22 protein-coding genes, 1 pseudogene and 1 riboswitch are annotated in these 21,122 nt (G+C 73.4%); of the genes and pseudogenes, 18 read left to right on the top strand and 5 right to left on the bottom strand.

Translation table 11 applies throughout. The annotated features are described in order from the left end of the window. Nucleotides 1-73 precede the first annotated feature (73 nt). From def to AB0K34_RS30250, 8 genes and pseudogenes are all read left to right on the top strand, one after another. A complete protein-coding gene (gene def / locus AB0K34_RS30215; RefSeq protein WP_138636912.1) occupies nucleotides 74-619 on the top strand; it encodes a peptide deformylase in 546 nt (181 codons plus the stop codon). Then, on the top strand, nucleotides 620-1,546 hold the full coding sequence (gene fmt / locus AB0K34_RS30220) for a methionyl-tRNA formyltransferase (protein WP_301176945.1): 927 nt from the start codon (nucleotides 620-622) through the stop codon (nucleotides 1,544-1,546). It abuts the gene before it with no gap. After that, nucleotides 1,546-2,952 (top strand): transcription antitermination factor NusB, encoded by a 1,407-nt coding sequence (locus tag AB0K34_RS30225; protein ID WP_301176944.1) that lies wholly within the window; start codon nucleotides 1,546-1,548, stop codon nucleotides 2,950-2,952. The genes fmt and AB0K34_RS30225 overlap by 1 nt, the downstream gene beginning before the upstream one ends. A 19-nt stretch (nucleotides 2,953-2,971) precedes the next feature. Beyond that, nucleotides 2,972-3,922 carry a phosphatase PAP2 family protein gene (locus AB0K34_RS30230; protein WP_301176943.1) on the top strand — a complete coding sequence of 317 codons (951 nt, stop codon included), beginning with the start codon at nucleotides 2,972-2,974 and terminating at the stop codon, nucleotides 3,920-3,922. 12 nt (nucleotides 3,923-3,934) lie between these two features. Next, nucleotides 3,935-4,612, top strand: a complete 678-nt coding sequence (gene rpe / locus AB0K34_RS30235) for a ribulose-phosphate 3-epimerase (RefSeq protein ID WP_364552327.1) — start codon at nucleotides 3,935-3,937, stop codon at nucleotides 4,610-4,612. Continuing rightward, complete coding sequence (locus AB0K34_RS30240) at nucleotides 4,609-5,244, top strand: HAD-IA family hydrolase (RefSeq protein WP_364552329.1); 636 nt, start codon at nucleotides 4,609-4,611, stop codon at nucleotides 5,242-5,244. The genes rpe and AB0K34_RS30240 overlap by 4 nt, the downstream gene beginning before the upstream one ends. A gap of 64 nt (nucleotides 5,245-5,308) precedes the next feature. Further along, nucleotides 5,309-7,474: a hypothetical protein gene (locus AB0K34_RS30245; protein WP_364552331.1), complete on the top strand. Its 2,166-nt coding sequence runs from the start codon at nucleotides 5,309-5,311 to the stop codon at nucleotides 7,472-7,474. 76 nt (nucleotides 7,475-7,550) lie between these two features. Further along, a pseudogene (locus tag AB0K34_RS30250) lies at nucleotides 7,551-7,682 on the top strand (HAD-IA family hydrolase); the annotation flags it as partial. Nucleotides 7,683-8,218: 536 nt separating this feature from the next. On the opposite strand, the gene AB0K34_RS30255 reads toward AB0K34_RS30250, so the two are convergent. Beyond that, the gene (locus AB0K34_RS30255) at nucleotides 8,219-8,629 is read right to left on the bottom strand and encodes a DoxX family protein (protein ID WP_364552333.1); all 411 of its coding nucleotides are present in this window, start codon (nucleotides 8,627-8,629) and stop codon (nucleotides 8,219-8,221) included. A 156-nt stretch (nucleotides 8,630-8,785) separates the two neighbouring features. Further along, nucleotides 8,786-8,916, top strand: a riboswitch (FMN riboswitch). Nucleotides 8,917-8,987: 71 nt separating this feature from the next. Between AB0K34_RS30255 and AB0K34_RS30260 the strand changes: the two genes are divergently transcribed. From AB0K34_RS30260 to AB0K34_RS30285, 6 genes are read left to right on the top strand one after another with little or no spacing between them, the layout of a single operon-like run. Next, nucleotides 8,988-9,581, top strand: coding sequence for a riboflavin synthase (locus AB0K34_RS30260; RefSeq protein WP_301176936.1), 594 nt, complete (start codon nucleotides 8,988-8,990; stop codon nucleotides 9,579-9,581). After that, a complete protein-coding gene (gene pnuC / locus AB0K34_RS30265; protein WP_301176935.1) occupies nucleotides 9,578-10,219 on the top strand; it encodes a nicotinamide riboside transporter PnuC in 642 nt (213 codons plus the stop codon). Before AB0K34_RS30260 ends, pnuC begins: the two co-directional genes overlap by 4 nt. Further along, nucleotides 10,216-11,451 carry a bifunctional 3,4-dihydroxy-2-butanone-4-phosphate synthase/GTP cyclohydrolase II gene (locus AB0K34_RS30270; protein ID WP_364552336.1) on the top strand — a complete coding sequence of 412 codons (1,236 nt, stop codon included), beginning with the start codon at nucleotides 10,216-10,218 and terminating at the stop codon, nucleotides 11,449-11,451. Before pnuC ends, AB0K34_RS30270 begins: the two co-directional genes overlap by 4 nt. After that, a complete protein-coding gene (ribH, locus tag AB0K34_RS30275; protein ID WP_138639869.1) occupies nucleotides 11,451-11,963 on the top strand; it encodes a 6,7-dimethyl-8-ribityllumazine synthase in 513 nt (170 codons plus the stop codon). The genes AB0K34_RS30270 and ribH overlap by 1 nt, the downstream gene beginning before the upstream one ends. A 44-nt stretch (nucleotides 11,964-12,007) precedes the next feature. Beyond that, nucleotides 12,008-12,883 (top strand): ATP phosphoribosyltransferase, encoded by an 876-nt coding sequence (gene hisG / locus AB0K34_RS30280; RefSeq protein WP_138639870.1) that lies wholly within the window; start codon nucleotides 12,008-12,010, stop codon nucleotides 12,881-12,883. After that, nucleotides 12,876-13,322 carry a PH domain-containing protein gene (locus tag AB0K34_RS30285; protein ID WP_240808325.1) on the top strand — a complete coding sequence of 149 codons (447 nt, stop codon included), beginning with the start codon at nucleotides 12,876-12,878 and terminating at the stop codon, nucleotides 13,320-13,322. Before hisG ends, AB0K34_RS30285 begins: the two co-directional genes overlap by 8 nt. A 33-nt stretch (nucleotides 13,323-13,355) precedes the next feature. Here AB0K34_RS30285 and AB0K34_RS30290 read toward each other — a convergent pair whose 3' ends face one another. The 3 genes from AB0K34_RS30290 to AB0K34_RS30300 are packed head-to-tail and all read right to left on the bottom strand — an operon-like array spanning nucleotide 13,356 to nucleotide 16,705. Next, the gene (locus AB0K34_RS30290) at nucleotides 13,356-13,994 is read right to left on the bottom strand and encodes a hypothetical protein (RefSeq protein ID WP_138639872.1); all 639 of its coding nucleotides are present in this window, start codon (nucleotides 13,992-13,994) and stop codon (nucleotides 13,356-13,358) included. Beyond that, nucleotides 13,991-15,391: a selenium-binding protein SBP56-related protein gene (locus AB0K34_RS30295; protein ID WP_138639873.1), complete on the bottom strand. Its 1,401-nt coding sequence runs from the start codon at nucleotides 15,389-15,391 to the stop codon at nucleotides 13,991-13,993. Before AB0K34_RS30295 ends, AB0K34_RS30290 begins: the two co-directional genes overlap by 4 nt. A 51-nt stretch (nucleotides 15,392-15,442) precedes the next feature. Continuing rightward, nucleotides 15,443-16,705 carry a sulfite oxidase gene (locus AB0K34_RS30300; RefSeq protein ID WP_364552340.1) on the bottom strand — a complete coding sequence of 421 codons (1,263 nt, stop codon included), beginning with the start codon at nucleotides 16,703-16,705 and terminating at the stop codon, nucleotides 15,443-15,445. 159 nt (nucleotides 16,706-16,864) lie between these two features. Between AB0K34_RS30300 and AB0K34_RS30305 the strand changes: the two genes are divergently transcribed. Genes AB0K34_RS30305 through AB0K34_RS30320 form a run of 4 tightly spaced genes read left to right on the top strand, consistent with a single transcriptional unit; the run spans nucleotide 16,865 to nucleotide 20,606 of the window. Continuing rightward, nucleotides 16,865-17,749, top strand: a complete 885-nt coding sequence (locus AB0K34_RS30305) for a MoxR family ATPase (RefSeq protein ID WP_205719328.1) — start codon at nucleotides 16,865-16,867, stop codon at nucleotides 17,747-17,749. Between the two features lie 3 nt (nucleotides 17,750-17,752). Beyond that, the gene (locus AB0K34_RS30310) at nucleotides 17,753-18,877 is read left to right on the top strand and encodes a VWA domain-containing protein (protein ID WP_364552342.1); all 1,125 of its coding nucleotides are present in this window, start codon (nucleotides 17,753-17,755) and stop codon (nucleotides 18,875-18,877) included. Then, a complete protein-coding gene (locus tag AB0K34_RS30315) occupies nucleotides 18,870-19,994 on the top strand; it encodes an XdhC family protein (protein ID WP_301178015.1) in 1,125 nt (374 codons plus the stop codon). Before AB0K34_RS30310 ends, AB0K34_RS30315 begins: the two co-directional genes overlap by 8 nt. An 18-nt stretch (nucleotides 19,995-20,012) precedes the next feature. Next, a complete protein-coding gene (locus AB0K34_RS30320; protein ID WP_364552344.1) occupies nucleotides 20,013-20,606 on the top strand; it encodes a nucleotidyltransferase family protein in 594 nt (197 codons plus the stop codon). On the opposite strand, the gene AB0K34_RS30325 is transcribed toward AB0K34_RS30320, so the two are convergent. After that, nucleotides 20,584-21,054: a MarR family transcriptional regulator gene (locus tag AB0K34_RS30325; RefSeq protein ID WP_138637575.1), complete on the bottom strand. Its 471-nt coding sequence runs from the start codon at nucleotides 21,052-21,054 to the stop codon at nucleotides 20,584-20,586. The two genes, AB0K34_RS30320 and AB0K34_RS30325, sit on opposite strands and share 23 nt — an antisense overlap. Between the last annotated feature and the right edge of the window lie 68 nt (nucleotides 21,055-21,122).

Here is a 21,122-nt window from a genome sequence, read left to right on the forward strand (position 1 = left end):
GTCGGATGTCTCCGTAGACTGGACGGATACATCGCCAGAACGTCAGAAGACCTTGCAGGGAACGGAGTCCCCGTTGGCCGTCAAGCCCATCCGCCTCTTCGGCGACCCCGTGCTGCGCACGCCCGCGGAGCCGGTGAAGGACTTCGACAAGGAGCTGCGCCAGCTCGTCAAGGACCTCACCGACACGATGATCGACGCTCCGGGCGCGGGCCTGGCCGCGCCGCAGCTCGGCGTGGGTCTGCGCGTGTTCACTTACTACGTCGACGACCGTCTCGGGCATCTGGTCAACCCCACGCTCGACCTGACCGACGAGCAGGAGACCGACGACGAGGGCTGCCTGTCCCTGCCCGGCCTCGCGTTCCCCACGCCGCGGTCGCTCGGGGTGGTGGCGAAGGGCTTCAACATGCACGGCGAGCCCATCACGCTGGAGGGCACGCACCTGCTGGCGCGCTGCGTCCAGCACGAGACCGACCACCTCGACGGGATCATCTTCATCGACCGGATGGACCCCGAGCAGCGCAAGGCGGCGATGAAGGCGATCCGGGAGGCCGAGTGGTTCGGCGACCCGGTGCCCGTCGTCAAGGAGTCGCCGCACCGGACCCTCGGGCAGGCGATCTAGGTGCGGCTGGTCTTCGCGGGCACCCCGGACACCGCGCTCCCGGCGCTCACGGCGCTGCTGGGCTCCTCGCACGAGGTGGCCGCGGTCGTGACCCGGCCCGACCGCCCGTCGGGCCGTGGGCGGCGGCTCAGCGCCTCCCCGGTGGCGGAGCTGGCCGCCGAGGCCGGCGTGGAGGTGCTCAAGCCCGCCAAGGCCCGCGACCCCGAGTTCCTCGACCGGCTCCGCGAGATCGCGCCCGACTGCTGCCCGGTCGTCGCCTACGGGGCGCTGCTGCCCCGCGAGGCCCTGGGCATCCCGCGGCACGGCTGGGTGAACCTGCACTTCTCGCTGCTGCCCGCCTGGCGCGGCGCGGCACCGGTCCAGCGCGCGATCCTGCACGGCGACGACATGACCGGCGCGGCCACGTTCCAGATCGAGGAGGGCCTCGACACCGGCCCCGTCTTCGGCGTGCTCACCGAACCGATCCGGCCGACCGACACCTCCGGCGAGCTCCTGGGGCGGCTCGCCGTCGCCGGGGCGAGCCTGCTGCTGGACACCATGAACGGCATCGAGGCCGGCGTCCTCGAACCGCGTCCGCAGCCGACCGAGGGCGTGTCCCACGCGGCGAAGCTCACCCCCGAGGACGGCCGCGTCGACTGGGGGAGCCCCGCCCTGCACATCGACCGCCTCGTGCGCGCCTGCACGCCGGCCCCCGGCGCGTGGACGAGCTTCCGCGACGCGCGCCTCAAGCTGGGGCCGGTCCGCCTCGCACCGGACGCCGACAAGCTCGCGCCCGGCGAGATCCGTCCGGGGAAGAACGAGGTGCTGGTGGGGACGGCCACGCACCCCGTCGCGCTCGGCGACGTCCAGCCGCAGGGCAAGCGCCCCATGGCCGCCGCCGACTGGGCCCGCGGCCTCAACCTCTCTGCCAAGGACGCACTGCACTGATGCCACCCGCCCGCAACCGCCGCCACGCTCCGAACCGCAGGCCCGGCGGTCCCCGCAGGACGGGCCGTCCGCAGGACCTGGTCCGCCGCACGGCGTTCGACGTGATCCGCGCGGTCGAGACCCGCGACGCGTACGCGAACCTGCTGCTGCCCAAGCGCCTGCACGACCGCGCCCTGACCGGACGCGACGCCGCCCTCGCCACCGAGCTGACCTACGGCACCCTGCGCGGCCGCGGCACCTACGACGCGATCCTCGCGCTGTGCAGCGACCGGGAGCTGCGCCGCGTCGACGCCCCGCTGCTGGACGTCCTGCGCCTCGGCGCGCACCAGATCCTCGCCACCCGCATCCCGCCGCACGCGGCCGTGGGGACGGCCGTGGAGCTGGCCCGGTCGGTGGCGGGCCCCGGCCAGGCGAAGTTCGCCAACGCGGTGCTGCGCAAGGTCGCGACCCGCGACCTGGACGCCTGGCTGGAGATCGTGGCGCCCGCCGACGCCGACCCGACGACCCGGCTCTCGATCGCGCACAGCCACCCCAAGTGGATCGTGTCCGCGCTGCGCGACGCCGTCGGGCCCGGTGAGATCGACGAACTCCTCGCGGCCGACAACGCCCGCCCCAGGGTGACGCTCGTCGCCCGCCCAGGCCGGGCCACACTGCAGGAGCTTTACGAGGCCGGTGCTGAGCCCGCCCCGTACTCGCCCTACGCCGCCGTGCTGCCCGAAGGCGACCCCGCGGGGATCGCCGCCGTCCGGGAGGGGCGCGCAGCCGTCCAGGACGAGGCGAGCCAGATGGTCGCTTTGGCCTTGGCCGAAGCCCCTCTGGACGGCCGTGACGCCCGCTGGGCCGACCTCTGCGCCGGCCCCGGAGGCAAGGCGGGGATCCTCTCCGGCCTCGCCACCCAACGCGACGCACGTCTCCTGGCAGCCGACGTCCAGCCGCACCGCGCGGCGCTGGTGCAGCGTGCGGTCGACGCGCGCGCGGGCGTGGTCGCGGCCGACGGCACCGCCCCCGCCTGGCGTCCCGGTGCCTTCGACCGGGTCATGGTGGACGCGCCCTGCACCGGCCTGGGTGCGCTCCGCCGCCGCCCCGAGGCCCGCTGGAGGCGAGGCCCCGAAGCGGTCGCCGAACTCGGCACCCTGCAGCGCGGCCTCCTCGCCACGGCACTGGACTCCGTCCGCCCCGGCGGTGTGGTCGCCTACGTCACCTGCTCCCCGCACCTGGCCGAGACCCGCGTCGTGGTCGACGACGTCCTGCGCAAGCGCGACGACGTGGAACGGCTCGACGCGCCGTCGGTGCTGACGTCGCTCAGCTCCGGCCTCTCCGGGCTGGGAGACGGCCCCTACGCGCAGTTCTGGCCGCACCGCCACGGCACCGACGCGATGTTCCTGGCCCTGCTGCGCCGCACCTGAGCGACCGAGGGGGGGACCCGTGCTGACCAGCTTCATGCTCTTCATGTCGTACCTGGGCAGCTCGGCCTTCTACGTCCCGCTGCTGCTGGCGCTCTTCTGGTGCGTCGCACCGCGCCTCGCGGCGCGGGCCGCGGTCCTGCTGCTGTCCGGAGCGCTCCTCAACACGCTCCTGAAGCTGGTGTTCCACCAGCCACGCCCCTACTGGACGGACCCGGCCATCAAGGGCAGGCAGTCGCTGTCCTCCTTCGGGATGCCGTCCGGCCACGCCCAGAACGGCATCGTGGCGTGGGGCTTCTTCGCCGCGCAGAGCAGTCGCAGGCTCCTGTGGGTGGGCGCCGCCGTCATCATCGCCTTTATCGGGGTGTCCCGCGTCTACCTGGGCGTCCACTCGACCAGCCAGGTCCTTGCCGGATGGGCCATCGGCCTGACCCTCCTGGTGGCCTTCCTCGCCCTGGAACCCATCGTCGTCCCGTGGTGGACCAGCCGCCACTTGGCCGTGCAGCTGGCGCTCTCGCTGGCGATAGCCCTGCTGCTGCTGGCCGCGGCCTGGGGCGCGTGGCAGCCGCTGGAGAACTGGCACTGGCCCCAAGCCTGGGCGGACGCCATCAGGGCGGCCGGAGGGCGGACCGAACCCGTCACCCTGACCGACTCGGCGCGGGCGTCCGGCGGGCTCGGCGGCGCGATCGCGGGCCTGTCCGTCCTCGCCGCGCGCGGCTGGTTCGACCCCGGCGGGAACCCCTGGCAGCGGCTGGCGCGCCTCCCGGTCGGCTTCGCCGGCGCCGCCCTCATCGCCGCGCTGGACGTGCTGCCGGACGCGGCGAACATCGCCCAGGCGTTCGCCGTGCAGGCGCTCCTCGCCCTGTGGGTCACTGCCGGCGCGCCGGAGGCGTTCGTCCGGCTGCGGCTGGCCGCCCGCCCCACCCCCGGCATCACCCGGGCGGGTGAGGATCAGGCCGAGCTGCGCCAATAGACTCGGGGCATCATGGCTCCACAGATCTCACCCAGCATCCTGTCCGCCGACTTCGCCCGCCTGGCCGAGGAGATCGCGCGCATCTCCGGTTCGGCCGACTGGGTCCACGTCGACGTCATGGACAACCACTTCGTCCCGAACCTCACCCTCGGGCTGCCGGTCGTCCAGGCACTGCTGGACCACAGCCCGCTGCCGCTCGACTGCCACCTGATGATCGAGGACCCCGACCGGTGGGCGCCGGAGTACGCCGAGGCGGGCGCGAAGAGCGTCACCATCCACGCCGAGGCGGCGAAGGCCCCCATCCGCACCCTGCGCACCATCCGCGCCGCCGGCGCGCGCGCGGGCCTCGGCGTCAACCCGGCCACTCCCGTGGACGGCTTCGAAGACCTCCTCGGCGAGATCGACATGCTCCTGCTGATGACCGTCGAGCCGGGCTTCGGCGGCCAGAAGTTCCTGGACGTCGTCCTGCCCAAGGTCCGCCGGGCGCGCGAGCTGATCAAGGGCCGCGACCTGCCCGTCTGGCTCCAGGTCGACGGCGGCGTCAGCGCCGAGACGATCGAGCGCTGCGCCGAGGCCGGCGCGGACGTCTTCGTCGCGGGCAGCGCCGTCTACGGCGCCGACGACCCGGCCGAGGCGATCCGCGGCCTCCGCGCCCAGGCGGAGGAGGCCACGGCCAAGGCGGATTGGTGATCGTCCCCTGCGCGGCCGTGCTGTTCGACGTGGACGGCACCCTGGTCGACTCCACGCCCCTCGTCGAGCGCGCGGCCCGCGCCTGGGCCGCCGAGTACGGCATCGACCCGGACGAGTTCCTGTCCGACGCCCACGGCCGCCGCACGAGCGACCGCGTCGCCGACTTCCTCCCACCCGACCAGGTCGCCGACGCCACCGCCCGCCTGGACGCCCTGGAATCAACCGGCACCGACGGCATCACCGCCCTCCCGGGCGCGGTGGACCTCCTGACCGCCATGAACGGCCTGCCCCACGCCTTCGTCACCTCGATGGACAGGGCGCAACTGAAACTCCGCACGACCGTGGCAGACGTCCCCCTCCCACCCGTAGTCGTCACCGCCGAAGACGTCCCGAACGGCAAACCCGACCCGTCCGGCTACCTCCAGGCAGCCGCGCACCTGGGCGTTGACCCATCCGCCTGCGTGGTCATCGAGGACGCCCCGGCCGGCATAACCGCGGGCCGCGCCGCCGGCGCCACCGTCCTGGCGGTGACCACGAGCCACGACCGCTCCGTCCTCACCGCGGCCCACCACATCGTCGCCGACCTGACCACCGTGGTCGCGACGCCAGAGGGCGTCCGCCTCACGGTGTGACACGCTCGCCCGAACCGGTGCATTCCGGTTGCGGCGGCGGCCGGGACTCCTGAAGTCTGGCGCCGTGATCAACGAGGTGCGGGGCTCCGTCCGGATCGCGGTCGCCTGGTCGGCCGTGCTCCTGTGCCTGGTGATCGCCTCGGCGGCGGTGCAGCTCGCGGGGCGCTCGGACGGCGAGGCCCGGCCGGTGCGCGCCCCCGTCGTGGTCATCGGCGTCGCCGGACTGGCCTGGGGCGACATCCGCGCCGACCAGACCCCGAACCTGTGGCGCCTGCTCGCCGGGGGCGCCGCCGCCGGGGCCGCGACGGTCCGCACGACCGGCGGCCCGGCCTGCGCGTCCGACGGCTGGCTGTCGCTGTCGGCGGGGCAGGCGAGCGTGGGGCCGCGCACGGACGGCGGCGAGTGCGCGCCGCTCCCGCCGGTGCGGGGGACGGGCGGCGGCGCCCGGGTGCAGCGGTGGGACCGGCTCGTCGACGCCCAGCGCCGGTCCGAGTTCTCACCCCGTCCCGGCGCACTGGGCATGGCGCTGGCCGAGCACGAGGGCTGCGCGACGGCCCTCGGCCCCGGCGCCGCGATCGCGCTGGCACGGCCGGACGGGACCGTCGACCGCTACAGCGCCACCGTGGCGGACGCCGCGCTCGGCTGCCCGGTCACGGTGATCGACGGCGGCCAGGTCGCGGAGTCCGGCTCCGGCCGGCTGAACTCGCTGGCCCGCATCGACGCGTTCGCGGGCGACGTACTGGAGCGCCTCGGCGATCGGGCCACCGTGCTCGTCCAGGGCGTCTCCGAACCGCCCGGCGGGACGCCGTACCTCGCGGTGAGCATGGTCGACGGCCCGGCGGCGGGCGCCCGTCCCGCCCTGCTGACGGTCTCCTCGACCCGCTGGGGCGGGGTCGTGCGGCTGCTGGACGTGCCGAGCACCCTGCTCGCGGCGGTCGGCGCCCCCGAGCCCGCGGAGTTCAGCGGCGCGCCGATCTCCCTGGGCCGCGCGCGTCCCACCGACCCGACGACGACCGTCCACGAACTCGGCGCCGTCACCACCACGGACCGGACACTGCGCCGCTGGTCGGCCCTGCTGCTGCTCATGGCGGCCGCGACGCAACTCGCCCTGTACGCCGCGGCGGTGATCGTCCGGCGCCGCCCGCCCCCTGGCCGTGCCCGCCGACGGCTGAAGCGCCTCTTCATTCACGCGATGCTCGCGTTCTCGGTGCTGCCGGTATCGGTGTACCTGGTGTCGCTGACGCGCTGGTGGCACGCGCCGTCCCCGGACGCGGCCCTGTGGGGCGCCCTGGCGGTCACCGTCGTGCTCGCCGCCGTGCCGGCCCGGCTCCTGCCCGCGCGTCCGCTATGGCGGGTGCCGCTCGCCGTGGCGCTGCTCACCTTCAGCGTGCTGGTCGTGGACGCGGCGACCGGCACGCTCCTGCACCGCGCCAGCCCGTTCGGCCCTTCGGCGCTGTACGGCGGGCGCTACTACGGATTCGGCAACTCCACCTTCGCCGTCTTCGCCGTCTCCGCGCTGGTGGCCGCAGGGGCCGCCGCCGCCGAACTGACCGCCCGCGGGCGCCGCCGGGCGGCCGCGGCCGCCGTGACCGCGATCGGGGCCATCGCAGTGGCGGTCGACACCTGGCCGGCCTGGGGCGCCGACGTGGGCGGCGGTCTCGCCCTGATCCCAGGCGCGGCGGTGCTGGCCTTCGCCGTGGCCGGGGTGCGGCTGACCCCGGCGCGGCTGATCGCCGTCGGCTCGGCCTCGGTGGCGGTGGTCGCGGCCGTGGCGCTGCTGGACTGGCTGCGCCCCGCCACCTCACGCACCCACGCCGGACGCTTCGTGCAGGACGTCCTCGACGGCGAGGCGTGGCAGCTCATCGACCGCAAGGCGGGCTACGCACTCTCCTCCCTGGCAGGCGGCCCACTGGCCTGGGGCACGGCCCTTGTCCTGATCCTCCTGGTGCTGGCACTCGCCTGGCCGCACCGGTTCTCACCCGCCTACCTCGACGCCGCCCTGCACCAATGGCCGACCCTCCGCCCCACCCTCGCCGCCGTCCTGACCACCTGCACGATCGGTGCCGTGGTCAACGACTACGGCATCCGCCTCATCACCTACGGCCTCATCACCGTCCTCCCCCTCCTGGCCCTAACCTGCGCCCGCACCGCCCAAGAACCCAACGAACAAAACCCCCAGACAAAGGACGACCCGACCAAGGCCAGTCCGGAAGCAGAGCCCCAGTCATAACCAGGGCCACCGCGATACGTGTCATCGCCAGCGTGTGACCAGCTCTGGCGCACCCTCGATCGAGTACATGCCGACCGGCAAACCCGACCCGTCCCGCTACCTCCAGGCGGCGGCACGCCTCGGCGTGGACCCCGCCGCCTGCATGGTCATCGAGGACGCCCGGGCCGGCATAGCCGCAGGCCGCGCCGCCGGCGCCACCGTCCTGGCCCGAGGTGTTCCGCGGCCGGCCCCACACGTTCGACCGCGAGGAGCTCGAACTACTGTGCCTGGAGTTGGCCGTGGGTCGTTGGTCTCGGTGCGGGGCCTGGCGGTGTGGTCCGAGCCGCCGGGCGTGTTCCGGTGGCGCGTCCGGCCGGGGACGCGGAACGCCTACGCGTGCAGGCCCTCGCCAGGGGCGTGTCTGCGGTGCTGTCCGAGCTGCCGCAGGTTCCGATGCCAGACGGGGAGACTGTGCTGGTCCTCGATAAGGGGAGTGGCCGGATGAGTCGGTGCCCCCTGCTTCCGGACGCCGACTTGATCGTCCAATACCGGCGCTACCTTCGCGGCGAACCGATGATCCTTGGCGAGCGGCCGACCGTCGGACGGCCTCCTCGTCCCAGGCTCTTCCAGAGGGGCGCTTGGACGATCCGCAGTTCCCCGATTCCGTGAGGCCGTGGCATCGCCGGGCCGCGCGCTGGACGCGGACGAGGTACCGGAGCCGCGCCGCCGGGGCCGCTCGGCGGCGCGGCTGCCGGCACCTCGGGGTCAGGTGAAGAGGGGGCCTACCAGGTTCAGGCCGGGGTGGTTGTCCGAGGCGTAGAGGACGAACAGGGCGAGGGCGCCGCCGGCCAGGGAGAGATCCTTGAGGAACTGCTGCTGCTCCAGTTGGCGCGCCTCGGGGGACTCCTGCGTCCAGAAGTCGTGGAAGACGAAGGCCGTGATGAGCAGGAACGGGACGAGCGCGATGGCGGCGAGGTCCGGCCAGATGCCGAGGACGAGCAGGACCGACGCCACGAGGATGTAGGCGCCGGAGACCTGCACGGCGAGCTTGGCCATCGGCAGCTTCTTCGCGGCCGCGTAACCGGCCATGGCCTCGGTCGCGGTGAAGTGGCCGACCGCGGCGCCGATGAAGATCGCGGTGAAGGCGATGCGGGCGATGAGGGCGACGACGTCCATGACTGCCTCCTGGGGGAAAAGTCCGTCATGCGTCACTTGTGGCGCAGGGTGTACCCCGACTCCAAGATCGTTGAACGTTCAATCCCGGACGGCCAGTGGCGATGGTCACACGGGACGCGGAATGGAATGCATGGCACACTGGTTGGCAAAGCATGAACGCGTGCTCCGGGGTCGGTGAAATTCCGAACCGGCGGTGACAGTCCGCGACCCGGCCGAAGCCATCGGCCGGTTGACCCGGTGGAATTCCGGGACCGACGGTGAAAGTCCGGATGGGAGGCAGCGCGCGGTACGTCCCTGTCCCAGGGGCGTACGACGATGTATGAGCGTCCCCGGAGCCCTGAACTAGGAGGCCCGGGAGATGTTCACCGGCATCGTCGAGGAGCTCGGCGAGATCGTCGCGATCGACCCCCAGGGGGACTCGGTCACCCTCGCGATCCGCGGCCCGCTCGTCACCGAGGACGCCGTCCACGGCGCGTCGATCGCCGTCAACGGCGTCTGTCTCACCGTGGTGGACGTCCGGGACGGGGTCTTCACCGCCGACGCCATCAAGGAGACCCTCGACAAGTCCAGCCTCGGCGCGCTGGAACCGGGCTCCAAGGTCAACCTGGAACGCCCCGTCCGGCTGTCCGACCGGCTCGGCGGCCACCTCGTGCAGGGCCACGTCGACGGCGTCGGCGCGATCATCTCCCGCGAGCCGGGGGAGCGCTGGGACGTCGTGACGGTCTCCCTGCCCGCCGACCTGAGCCGCTACCTGGTGAACAAGGGCTCGATCACCGTCGACGGCATCAGCCTCACCGTCGTGGAGGCCGGCGCCGACCGGTTCAGCGTCGCCCTCATCCCGACGACCCTCGCCCTCACCACGCTCGGCCACAAGAAGCCCGGCGACCCCGTGAACCTTGAGGTGGACGTCGTCGCCAAGTACGTCGAACGCATGATGGGCGACCGGTCGTGAACTGGCTCGACGCGGGCTTCGAGGTCTTCGGCGAGCACATCCTCTGGACCGACCTAGTCGGGAACGTGCTCTCGCTCGCCGTCGTCTGGCTCGCCATGCGCAAGACACTGTGGACGTGGCCGGTGCAGCTCGTCGGCGCGCTGCTGCTGCTCGCCGCGTCCCTGCACGCGAGCGTCCCCGGCAACGCCCTCAAGCAGGTGCTGTTCTGCGGCCTCGCCCTCTACGGGTGGGTCATGTGGACGCGCGGGCGGCGGGAGACCGACGTCATCGTCGTCCGGCGGGCGACCGCGCGGGAGCGCGCCGTCCTGCTCGGCGTCCTGGTCGTCGGCACGGCCGTGGTCGCCCAGCTGTTCGTCCACCTCGACTGGCTGCAGGTCGCCTGGTCGCCGTGGGCCAACGCCTACATCTTCGTCGGCAGCGCCGTCGCGACGTTCGCGCAGAGCCGCGCGCTGGTCGACTTCTGGATCGTGTGGGTGCTCGTCGACCTGGTCGGGGTGCCGCTGGCGCTCAAGTCCGGGCTGTACGTCTCCGGCGCGGTCTACGGGATCTTCTTCGTGATGGTGATGGTCGGGTTCAGGAACTGGCTCCGGGAGTCCCGGAGCACGCAAACCCCCAGGCAGAAGGCGGTGACCGCATGAGCGGCAACGACATCAACGACGGCAGCGGCATCTTCGACTCCATCGAGGCGGCGGTCGCCGACATCGCGGCGGGACGCCCCGTCGTGGTCGTCGACGACGAGGACCGCGAGAACGAGGGCGACATCATCTTCGCGGCGGCCAAGGCGACGCCCGAGCTGCTCACGTTCACGATCCGCTACACCAGCGGCGTCATCTGCGTCCCGATGGAGGGCGCCGACCTCGACCGGCTGCAGATCCCGCTGATGACGGCGCAGAACACCGAGCGGATGCGCACCGCCTACACCGTCAGCGTGGACGCGCGCCTCGGCGTCACCACCGGCATCTCCGCCGCCGACCGGGCGAAGACGATCCGCACCCTCTGCGACTCGGCGTCCGAGCCGGGCGACCTCGTCCGCCCCGGCCACATCTTCCCGCTGCGCTACCGGGAGGGCGGCGTCCTGCGGCGGCGCGGCCACACCGAGGCCGCCGTCGACCTCGCCCGGCTCGCCGGGCTCGCCCCCGCCGGCGTCCTCGCCGAAGTGGTGAACGAGGACGGCACCATGGCGCGCCTTCCCGAACTCCAGGTCTTCGCAAAGGAGCACGGGCTCAAGCTCGTCTCCATCGAACAACTCGCCGAATACCGCCGCCGCACCGAGGCGATGGTCACCCGCGTCGTCGAGACCCGCCTGCCCAACCGGTTCGGGACGTGGCGCGCCGTCGGATTCTCCAGCGCCATCGACGGAGGCGAGCACATCGCCCTCGTGCTCGGCGAGGTCGGCGACGGCGAGGACGTCCTGATCCGGGCCCATTCGGAATGCCTCACCGGCGACGTCCTGCACTCCGAGCGCTGCGACTGCGGAACCCAGCTGGACGCCGCCATGGAGCGCATCGCGCAGGAGGGGCGCGGCATCGTCCTCTACCTGCGCGGGCACGAGGGGCGCGGCATCGGCCTGCTCGCCAAGCTCCAGGCGTACGCGCTGCAGGACAACGGCTCCGACACCGTGGACGCGAACCTGGAGCTGGGCCTCCCGGCCGACGCGCGCGAGTACTCCAACGCGGCGCATATGCTGCGTGACCTGGGCGTACGCTCCATCCGGGTGCTGACCAACAACCCCGACAAGCTCAAGGGCCTGGACGGCTTCGGCGTGGACGTGCGCGGACGCGAGGCCATGCCCGTCGTCGTGACCGAGCACAACCGGCGTTACCTGACGGTCAAGCGGGACCGTCTCGGACACCAGATCGAGGGACTCTGATGAGCGGAGCGGGACGCCCCGAGGACAGGACCGTCGACGCCGCCGGGCTCACGCTCGGCGTCGTCTGCACCCGCTGGCACGGGCAGATCACCGACCGGCTGCTGGAGCGCGCGCTCGCGGCGGCCAAGGAGTGCGGGATCGACCAGCCCGTCGTCGCCCGCGTCGCCGGCGCGCTCGAATTGCCCGTGGTCGCCCAGCAGATGGCCCGCGACTTCGACGCCGTCGTCTGCCTCGGCGCGGTCATCCGGGGCGCCACCGCCCATTTCGACTACGTCTGCGACTCGGTGACCGCGGGTGTGACCCGCGTCGCGCTCGACGAGTCGACTCCGGTGGGCAACGGGGTCCTCACATGTGACACCATTGAGCAGGCACTGGAACGCAGCGGGCTGCCGGGCAGCTCCGAGGACAAGGGATGGGAGGCGACTGTGGCCGCACTCGACACGGCACTGACCCTGCGAGGTCTGCGGCATCACGGTCACGCCGGGCACGGCCTGGAGCATCTGGGCTCCTGATCGACCCGGCATCCCGTACGCATCCTCATCCGAAAGGCAATTCCGTGCTGTCACTCGTCCTGCCCAAGGGGTCGCTGGAGAAGGCGACCATGCAGCTGTTCGACGCCGCCGACCTCACCGTCCAGCGCACGTCGGACCGCGACTACCGCGCCTCCATCGACGACCCCCGCATCGACCGGGTCCGGGTCCTGCGCCCGCAGGAGATCCCGACCTACCTGGAGCAGGGGCTGTTCGACCTCGGCATCACCGGCCGCGACTGGATCACCGAGACCGACGCCGACGTCGTCAGCCTCGGCGAGCTGAAGTACTCCAAGGCGACCGCCAACCCGGTCCGCGTCATCATGGCGGTGCCGGACGGCGCGCCCTGGCAGTCGGTGTCCGACCTGCCGGAGGGCGTCCGGATCTCCACCGAGTTCCCGGCGATGACCAAGCGGTTCCTCGACGAGCACGGCGTGAAGGCCACGGTCGTCCCGTCCTACGGCGCGACCGAGGCGAAGGTGCCCGACATCGTGGACGCGATCGTCGACCTCACCGAGACCGGCTCGTCGCTGCGCAAGAACGGCCTGCGCATCCTCGACACGCTGCTGACGAGCTACACCGAGCTGGTCGCCAACCGCGAGGCCTACGAGGACGCCGAGAAGCGCGCCGCGATGGAGGACATCGCCCTCCTGCTGCAGGGCGTGATCCGCGCGCGCGGCAAGGTGCTGCTGAAGCTGAACGTCGCGCAGGCCGACCTGCGGAACGTCCTCGACATCATGCCCGCGATGTCGTCGCCCACGGTGACCTCCCTCGCCGGCGGCGAGTCGAACGCCGTGGAGTCGGTGGTCGCCAAGCGCGGCGTCAACACGCTGATCCCGGCGCTGAAGGCGGCGGGCGCGCACGACATCCTCGAGATCCCCATCGCGAAGATCGTTGACTGAGACTCCGGCACTGCCGACCGTGTGGCGTCCCCGCACCACCCGGATCGTCGCCTACATCACGGCGGGCGTGATCGTGCTCGGCCTGATCGTGCTCGCCGTGGTGGTGCCGGAGCAGTACAAGCTGTTCGACCGCGTTCTGATGGTCGCGTTCGGCGCGGCCGTCGCGTGGATCCTGCACATGCTGGCGCGCTGCCGCGTCGCCGCCGACGAGTCCGGCGTCACGGTCGTCAACGCGTTCAACACCCGCCGCCTGGAGTGGCCGCAGATCCTCGACGTCACGATGAACGTCGGCGACCCGTGGCCCACCCTCGACCTGGCGGACGGCACCTCCATCGGCGCCATGGGCATCAACGGCGCCGAGAAGGCCCTCGCCGCCCGCCAGCTCGCCGAACTCCAGACCCTCCTGCACGCCAAGGGCGAGGCCCCCGACCCCGCCTGACGTCCCGATCCCGCCCGACGGCCCGACCCCGGCTCACAGGGCGGTGAAGAGGGTGACGGTCCCGGCGCCGATGAGGGCGACGGCCCAGACGCGGTCGAGGTTGAACCACGCGCGCCGCAGCACCGCCAGGCCGACGATCTCGTAGACGAGCACCGCGATGACGCCCGCCACGGCGAACATCGACAGCGTGTGCACGGCCGTCACGAAGATCCCCGTGGACAGGGCGCTGCCGGACGACGACGCCAGCCCGTGGTCGTGGCCCGCCGGGGCCGTCCCGGACGCGGTGAGCACGGGCAGCAGCATCAGCCCCGCGCCGTGCACCGACGACATCAGGAACGACCACCCGGCGAGCTGCCACAGCGAGATCCGCATCCCGACCCAGCGGAAGTGGCGCCGCGACAGCAGCCGCCACAGCCCGAAGCCGACCAGCAGCGCGCCGCCGCCGATCGCGACCGCCTGCGTCGCGACGACCGACCGGGTCAGCGCGATGAGGACCGCGACGGCGCCGACGGACGCGGCGTGCCCCGCGGCGATCGCCGGGAGCGACTGCAGGACGAGCGCCCTGCTGCGCTCCTGGAGCCCGCGGGCCACCGCGAACAGCCACCCCATCGCCGGATTGAGCCCGTGGAACGCCCCGAGCACCACGAGCGCGGCGAGCGACCCGTCGCTCACGGGTAGCAGTAGGAGTCTGAGGAGGCGTCGCCGCCCTGGAGGCGGGTCTGGTGGGGGCGGCGGCCGCGGAAGGCGTCGCCGTTGGGGAAGAAGCGCTCGTCGAAGGCGAAGCCGTCCGGGGTGGAGTCGAGTTTCGCCATCCACGCGCCGACGCCGTCGGGGTAGAACTGGTCGTCCCACGAGCCGTAGAGCGAGTTGGTGACGTAGACGCGCCGGCCGTCGCGGCTGATCTCGACCATCTGCGGGCCGCCGGCGAGGGGGCGGTCCGGCGCGGACGGGTGCGGTGTCCGGTTGACGATGCCGCCGATGCGGACGGAGCCGGCCTCGACGGGGTTGAACGGGTCGCTGACGTTGTAGCGCTTCAGCTCGCCGGTGCCCCAGCAGGAGACGTACAGCCACTGGTCGTCCACGGACAGGTCGATGTCGGTGACGAGCGGCGGCACCGCGCCGAACGGCTGGATGACCGGTGGCAGGTCGGCGGGGTCTGCGGGTTCGGCGGGGATGGTGATGACCTTGGTGGCGGTCCAGGCGTCGCCGTCGCGGTGCCAGACCCAGACGGACGCCGACAGGTCCTCGACGTTGACGACCACGCCCGCGAAGCCGTACAGCTTGGTCGGGTCGTGCGCGGGGCGCAGCTCCAGGACCATCTGGTGCTCGTCGCCGAGGTCCACGGTCTGGACGTGCTTGCGCTTGCGCAGGTCGAAGAAGTTCAGCGCGTGCCCGTACTTGCGGCCGAGCAGCAGTTCGCCGACGACGCCGTCCTCCACCATGGACGGGGTGCCCCACTCGGACGTGACGAGGACGTCGTGCGCGATGTGCCACCACGCGTCGTAGGCGAGGTACTGCGGGCCCCGGTCGACCTCCCAGCGGCCGAGGACGTCGAACGAGGTGTGGTCGAGCAGCGCGATGCCGCCCGGCCCGTCCTCGCCGTTGGCGCCGCCGAGCGCCGTCAGGTAGAGGCCCTCGGGCCCGCAGTGGACGGTGTGGGGCCGCGAGTAGCCGGCGCGCTTGGCCAGCTCGTCCGCCTCCAGCACCTTGACGATCTTGGGGGCGGTGGGGTCGTCCTTGGTGTCGATCACGTACACCCGCGACGACCGCAGGCCCGGCACGATGAGGTACCGGCGCTCCACGTGCGGGTGCGGCGACCCGGGGCACAGCGCGCTGCTGCAGGCGTTCCACCCGAAGTGGTGCAGCTCGTCGCCGAGGTAGGGCAGTTCCGTCCAGCCGACCACGGACCCGTAGGACGAGGAGCCGGGGTCGACGTCCAGCACCGCGACCGCGTCGGGCTTCGCGGCGGCACGGTCGAAGGCGACCACGTAGGCGAGCTTCTCGGCGGGGGCCGAGGCCGCGTCGCGGGGGGAGGCGTAGAAGGTCGGATCCGGCTTCCACAGTGCCATGGTCGTCCTTTCGTGCGGGCTGCGCCGGGGCTTGCAGGGGTCGGGGGTCGTTCAGGAGACGGTGACCGGATGCCGTACGACGGCGCCGAACAGGTAGCCGAGGGTGTTGTAGGGGGCGTTGAAGGGCTGGGACGTGCCGGTCTCGTCGGTGGCGCGGGCCAGCAGTTCGTGGCGTCCGGAGGCGTGCGGCCTCCAGGGGAACTCCCAGCGCGTCCAGCCGCGCGGGTCGGGGCGGTCGAGGAGGCGGGCGCGGCGCCAGGTCGCGCCGCCGTCCACGCTGACCTCGGTGCGCCGGATCCGGCCGGTGCCCGACCAGGACCGGCCGCGCAGGACCTGCGGCCCGGACGGAAGCGGCGCCTCCCAGGGCAGCTCGAAGGCCGACTTGACGTTCATGCGGGTCAGCGGCGGCGACCCCTCCGCCGGGTAGCCGGGCCCGAAGAGCCGGTAGAAGCGGGTGTTCCACGGGGAGAACAGCGGTTCGGCGGCCACCTGGACGTCGCCGAGCCACTTGATGGACGCGATCCCCGTCCAGGACGGCACGACCAGCCGGACGGGGTACCCGTGGTCGGGCGGCAGCGGGGCGCCGTTCATCTCGTAGGCGAGCAGGACGTCCTTCATCGCCTTGGCGACGGGGAGGGGACGCCGCACGCGGCCGAGGTTCTCGCCCTTGTCCACATAGTCAGCGTCCAACCCGCGCGGCAGGATGTCCACGGCCTCCCGGGTAAGACCTGCGAGCCTCAGCACGGTCGAGAGCCGGACTCCGCGCCAGCGCGCGACGCCGACCGCGCCGAGCTTCCAGGGCGTCCCGGAGACCTGCTGGCCCTGCTGGGAGGCATAGAACCCGCGCGCGTTGCCGGTGCATTCGATGAAGGCCGTGATGGTCTCGGCGGGCAGCCGGAGCAGGTCGCCGTAGGAGAACTCGCGGGGGCGGTCCTCGGCGGGGGAGCCGTGCAGCCCGGTTCCCCAGAGCTTGAGCCGCCAGGTGCGCGCGTCGATGAGCGGCGTCGCGACGTGGTTGCGGACGAAGAACCGGTCGGCGGGGGTGAGCAGGCCCTGGCCGCGCATGGCGTCCCACCGCATCTCGGCGTTGGTGCCGTGGGGGATGAACAGCTCAGGGGGCAGCGGTTTCACGATTCCCGTAGCGCCGTCGGCGGCGGCGGGCGGCGCCACGGCGGCGGGGACGGCGGCGGGGACGGCGAGCGCGGCGCCGGCGCCGGCCGACAGGCGCAGCATGCCCCGCCGGGACAGCGCGCGGACGTGCTCGTAGGCCCCCTCGTCGGTGAGGTCGGGTTCCTTCCGGTTACCGGATCGCATGGTCCGATGCTCGCGGGCGGCGCCCGCAAAGTCAACTTTCCCTACCTATTTCATATGAATTGTCCGGCGGCGGAGACGGCCGCGAAAACGCAAGAGCGCGGGCCATGTGACTTGCGTCTCCCGCCGAGTAGCCTCGATGCCGTGGGGGAGACGGCGTCGATGACCATGGACCGGGTCGGATCGCCCGCGGAACTCGCGGGCCTGCTCGACCGGCACGCCTACCTGTGCGACGAGGGGCTCGCCACGGCGTGCTTCCTCGCGCTGCGGATGGGCCGGCCGCTGTTCCTGGAGGGCGAGGCCGGCGTCGGCAAGACCGAGCTGGCCAAGACGCTCGCGCGGGGCCTCGGCGCGCCGCTGATCCGGCTGCAGTGCTACGAGGGCCTGGACGCCTCCCAGGCCCTCTACGACTGGGACTTCCCGCGCCAGCTGCTGCACCTGCGCGCCGCCGAGGCGGCGGGCGTGAGCGACGTGTCGCGGCTGGAGGGCGAGCTGTACGACCGGCGGTTCCTGCTGGCCAGGCCGCTGCTGCGGGCGCTGGAGACCGCGCCGAGCGTCCTGCTGGTGGACGAGCTCGACCGCGCCGACGACGAGTTCGAGGCGTTCCTGCTGGAGGTCCTCAGCGACTTCACGATCACCGTCCCGGAGCTCGGCACGATCCGCGCCGAGCGCCCGCCGGTCGTCGTGGTCACCTCCAACCGCACCCGCGAGGTGCACGACGCGCTCAAGCGGCGCTGCCTGTACCACTGGCTGGAGCACCCGTCGTTCGACCGCGAGGTCGCGATCATCAGGCGGCGGCTGCCGGACGCGGCCGAGCGGCTCGCCGGGCAGGTCGCCCGCGCCGCGCAGCGGATGCGCGAGGCCGGGCTGCTGAAGCCGCCCGGCGTCGCCGAGACCCTCGACTGGACCGAGGCCCTGGTGGCGCTCGGCGTCCGCGAGCTCGACCCGGCGTCGGCGGCGGTCACGCTCGGCGCCGTGCTCAAGTACCGCGAGGACCAGCAGCGCCTCCTCGGCGGCGGGCTCGAGGCCCTGCTCAACGGGGGCTGAGCCGTGCGGCGGGACGTCACCGAGACCCTGGTCGGGTTCGCCCGGACGCTGCGCGCGGCGGGCGGCGCCGCCGACCCCGAGCGCGTCCAGGCGATGCTGGCGGCGCTCGACCACCTCGACGTCCTGAACCCGAACGACGTGTACTGGGCGGGCCGGCTGACGCTGTGCGCCGACCCCGACGACCTCCGCCGCTACGACCGGTGCTTCGCCGCGTACTTCTCCGGCGCGACGGCGCGGCCGGGCCGGCGGACGCCGCCGCCCGTGGTCGTCCGCCGGATGGCGGTGCCGGACGCGGGCGCGCGGGGCGGCGCGGAGGAGGACGGCGACCTGACGACGGCCACGGCCAGCGGGGCGGAGGTGCTCCGCGACCGGGACGTGGCGCGGCTGAGCGCCGCCGAGCGCGCCGAGGTCGCCCGGCTCATCGCGCTGCTCGACGCCGGGGGGCAGCGGCGCAGGTCGCGCCGGTTCACGCCCGCGTCCTCGGGGCGGCTCGACCCGGCCCGGACGGTCCGCGAGACGCTGCGGCGCGGCGGCGAGACGTCCCTGCTGCGGCACCGGACGCACCGCACCCGGCCGCGCCGCGTCGTGCTGATCGTGGACGTCAGCGGGTCGATGAGCCCGTACGCGGACGCGCTGCTGCGGTTCGCGCACGCCGCCGCGCGGTCCGGCGGCCGGAGCGTGGAGGTGTTCAGCGCCGGGACGCGGCTCACCCGCCTCACCCGCGAGCTGCGGCACCGCGACGCGGACGCGGCGATGGCGGCGGCGTCCGCCGCCATCCCGGACTGGAGCGGCGGCACCCGGCTCGGCGAGGAGCTGAAGGAGTTCCTCGACCGGTTCGGGCAGCGCGGCCTGGCCCGCGGCGCGGTCGTGGTGATCGCCTCCGACGGCTGGGAGCGCGGCGACGCGGCGCTGCTCGGCGACCAGATGGCGCGGCTGAGCCGGCTCGCGCACCGCGTCGTGTGGGCGAACCCGCACAAGGCGCGGCCCGGGTACGAGCCGCTGACGGCGGGGATGGCGGCGGCGCTGCCGCACGTCGACGACTTCACCTCCGGGCACAGCCTGGCGGCGCTGGAGGAACTGGCCCGCATCGTCGCGGGCACCGCGGGAAAGGGGAGCGCTCATGCGTGACGTGCTCGGCGACATCGCCGGCTGGTACGCGTCCGGCGAGACGTTCGGTCTCGCGACCGTCGTGCACACCTTCCGCAGCGCGCCGCGCCCGCCGGGCGCCGCGATGGCGGTGTCGCCCGGCGGGGAGGTGGCGGGCAGCGTGTCCGGCGGCTGCGTGGAGGGCGCCGTCTACGAGCTGGCGCAGTCGGTGCTGGAGACGGGCGTGCCGGTCGTGCAGCGGTACGGGGTGAGCGACGACGACGCCTTCGCGGTCGGGCTGACCTGCGGCGGCATCCTGGACGTGCTGGTGGAGCCGGTCGGCCCCGCCACGTTCCCCGAGTTCGCCGAGGTCGCGGCGGCGATCGAGCGGCACGAGCCGGTCGCGGTCGCCACCGTCGTCGCCGGGCCCGGCCGGATCGGCGCCCGCCGCGTCGTGTGGGCCGACCGCGCCTCCGGGTCGCTCGCGCCGGGCGAGCCGCACGCCGCGCGCCTGGACGCGGCGGTGGACGACGACGCGCGCGGGATGCTCGCGCAGGGCCTCACCGGGCAGCGGCACTACGGGCCGGAGGGGGAGCGGCGGCTGGACGACCTGTCGGTCTTCGTCCACTCGTTCGCGCCGCCGCCGCGGCTGCTGGTGTTCGGCGCGATCGACTTCGCGGCGGCCGTCGCGCGGGTCGGCGCGTTCCTCGGCTACCGGGTGACGGTCTGCGACGCGCGGCCGGTGTTCGCGACGCCGAAGCGGTTCCCCGAGGCCGACGAGGTCGTGGTGAAGTGGCCGCACAAGTTCCTGGAGGAGGAGCGCGGCACCATCGACGAGCGCACCGCGATCTGCGTGCTGACCCACGACCCCAAGTTCGACGTGCCGCTCCTGGAGGTGGCGCTGCGCACGGACGCCGGCTACATCGGCGCGATGGGCTCGCGCCGCACCCACGACGACCGGCTCGCCCGGCTGCGGGAGGCGGGGCTGACCGAGGCCGAGCTGGGGCGGCTGCGCTCACCGATCGGCCTCGACCTCGGCGCGCGGACGCCGGAGGAGACGGCGGTGTCGATCGCGGCGGAGCTGGTCCAGCTCCGCTGGGGCGGCTCGGGGCGGCCGCTCACCGACACCAGCGGCCGCATCCACGCCGACGCGCCCTGACGGCACTACCCTCGCGGGATGACGTTGCACCGCGCGGAGTCCCCGGCGGGCCTGCTGCTCGCGGCGGGGGAGGGCAGCCGGCTCGGGCGCCCCAAGGCGACCCTGGAGCTGGACGGCGAGCGCCTCGTCGACCGCGGCGTCCGCACGCTGCGGGACGGAGGCTGCACCCCGGTCCTGGTGGTGGCGGGCGCGGCGCAGATCGAGGTGATCGGCGCCGTGGTGGTCCCCAACCCCGGCTGGCGCGACGGCATGGGCTCGTCGCTGCGCACCGGCCTGGCCGCGCTGCCGCCCGGCTGCCCGGCGGTGGTGGTCGCGCTCGTCGACCAGCCGCTCGTCACCCCGGCCGCGGTCCGGCGGCTCGTCGCCGCGTACGAGGCGGGCGCCGGGATCGCGGTCGCCACCTACGGGGGAGCGCCGCGCAACCCGGCGCTGCTGAGCGCGGAGCACTTCGCGGGCGTCGCGGAGGCGGCGGTCGGCGACCAGGGCGCGCGCGGCTACCTGCGCGCCCACCCGGAGCTGGTCACCCCGGTGCCGTGCGACGACGTCGCCGCGCCCGACGACATCGACACGCCGGAGGACCTGGCGGCCTTCAACCGCCGCGAGCCTCGGTGACCGCGCGCTCGTAGGCGAGCAGCGTGTCGATGAACAGCCGGCGCTGCGCGGGGGTGAGCGGCTCCAGGGCGGCGCGCCAGGCGCCGGCGCCCCGGCCGAGCCACCCGTTGATCGCGGGCAGGTGCTCGTCGGCGACGCTGACGATGGTGCGGCGCCGGTCGGCGGGGTCCTCGCGGCGCAGCAGGATGCCCTGCCGGCTGAGGTCGCCGACCATCAGGCTCACCGTCGCGGGCGCCACCTCCAGCCGCGCGGCGAGGGCGTTCACCGTCAGCGGGCCGTCGAACAGCAGGTAGGCGAGCAGCGACAGGTGCCGGGGCGCGAGGTCGAAGGAGGCCAGCTCGGCCGGCACCTTGATCTTCTTGGCCGCGGAGACCAGCCGCGGCATCAGCAGCAGCATCGTCCGGATGCCGTCGTCGACGTCCGGCCCGGCGCTCTCTTCGGTTGACATTGGCTCTGCTTCCAAAATAGCTTTGCTATCAAAGCAAATAAGGCGCTGATCGCGTCCAGGATAGGAGG

It is taken from the genome of Actinomadura sp. NPDC049382, assembly GCF_040677125.1.
GTDB lineage: Bacteria > Actinomycetota > Actinomycetes > Streptosporangiales > Streptosporangiaceae > Spirillospora > Spirillospora geliboluensis.

Bases quoted from the DNA above. Each gene is read 5' to 3' on its own strand.
- AB0K34_RS30225 (WP_301176944.1), top strand. From the start codon at position 1,546: ATGCCACCCGCCCGCAACCGCCGCCACGCTCCGAACCGCAGGCCCGGC.
- rpe (WP_364552327.1), top strand. From the start codon at position 3,935: ATGGCTCCACAGATCTCACCCAGCATCCTGTCCGCCGACTTCGCCCGC.
- AB0K34_RS30255 (WP_364552333.1), bottom strand. From the start codon at position 8,629: ATGGACGTCGTCGCCCTCATCGCCCGCATCGCCTTCACCGCGATCTTC.
- AB0K34_RS30260 (WP_301176936.1), top strand. From the start codon at position 8,988: ATGTTCACCGGCATCGTCGAGGAGCTCGGCGAGATCGTCGCGATCGAC.
- AB0K34_RS30270 (WP_364552336.1), top strand. From the start codon at position 10,216: ATGAGCGGCAACGACATCAACGACGGCAGCGGCATCTTCGACTCCATC.
- ribH (WP_138639869.1), top strand. From the start codon at position 11,451: ATGAGCGGAGCGGGACGCCCCGAGGACAGGACCGTCGACGCCGCCGGG.
- AB0K34_RS30295 (WP_138639873.1), bottom strand. From the start codon at position 15,391: ATGGCACTGTGGAAGCCGGATCCGACCTTCTACGCCTCCCCCCGCGAC.
- AB0K34_RS30300 (WP_364552340.1), bottom strand. From the start codon at position 16,705: ATGCGATCCGGTAACCGGAAGGAACCCGACCTCACCGACGAGGGGGCC.
- AB0K34_RS30305 (WP_205719328.1), top strand. From the start codon at position 16,865: ATGACCATGGACCGGGTCGGATCGCCCGCGGAACTCGCGGGCCTGCTC.
- AB0K34_RS30315 (WP_301178015.1), top strand. From the start codon at position 18,870: ATGCGTGACGTGCTCGGCGACATCGCCGGCTGGTACGCGTCCGGCGAG.
- AB0K34_RS30320 (WP_364552344.1), top strand. From the start codon at position 20,013: ATGACGTTGCACCGCGCGGAGTCCCCGGCGGGCCTGCTGCTCGCGGCG.
- AB0K34_RS30325 (WP_138637575.1), bottom strand. From the start codon at position 21,054: ATGTCAACCGAAGAGAGCGCCGGGCCGGACGTCGACGACGGCATCCGG.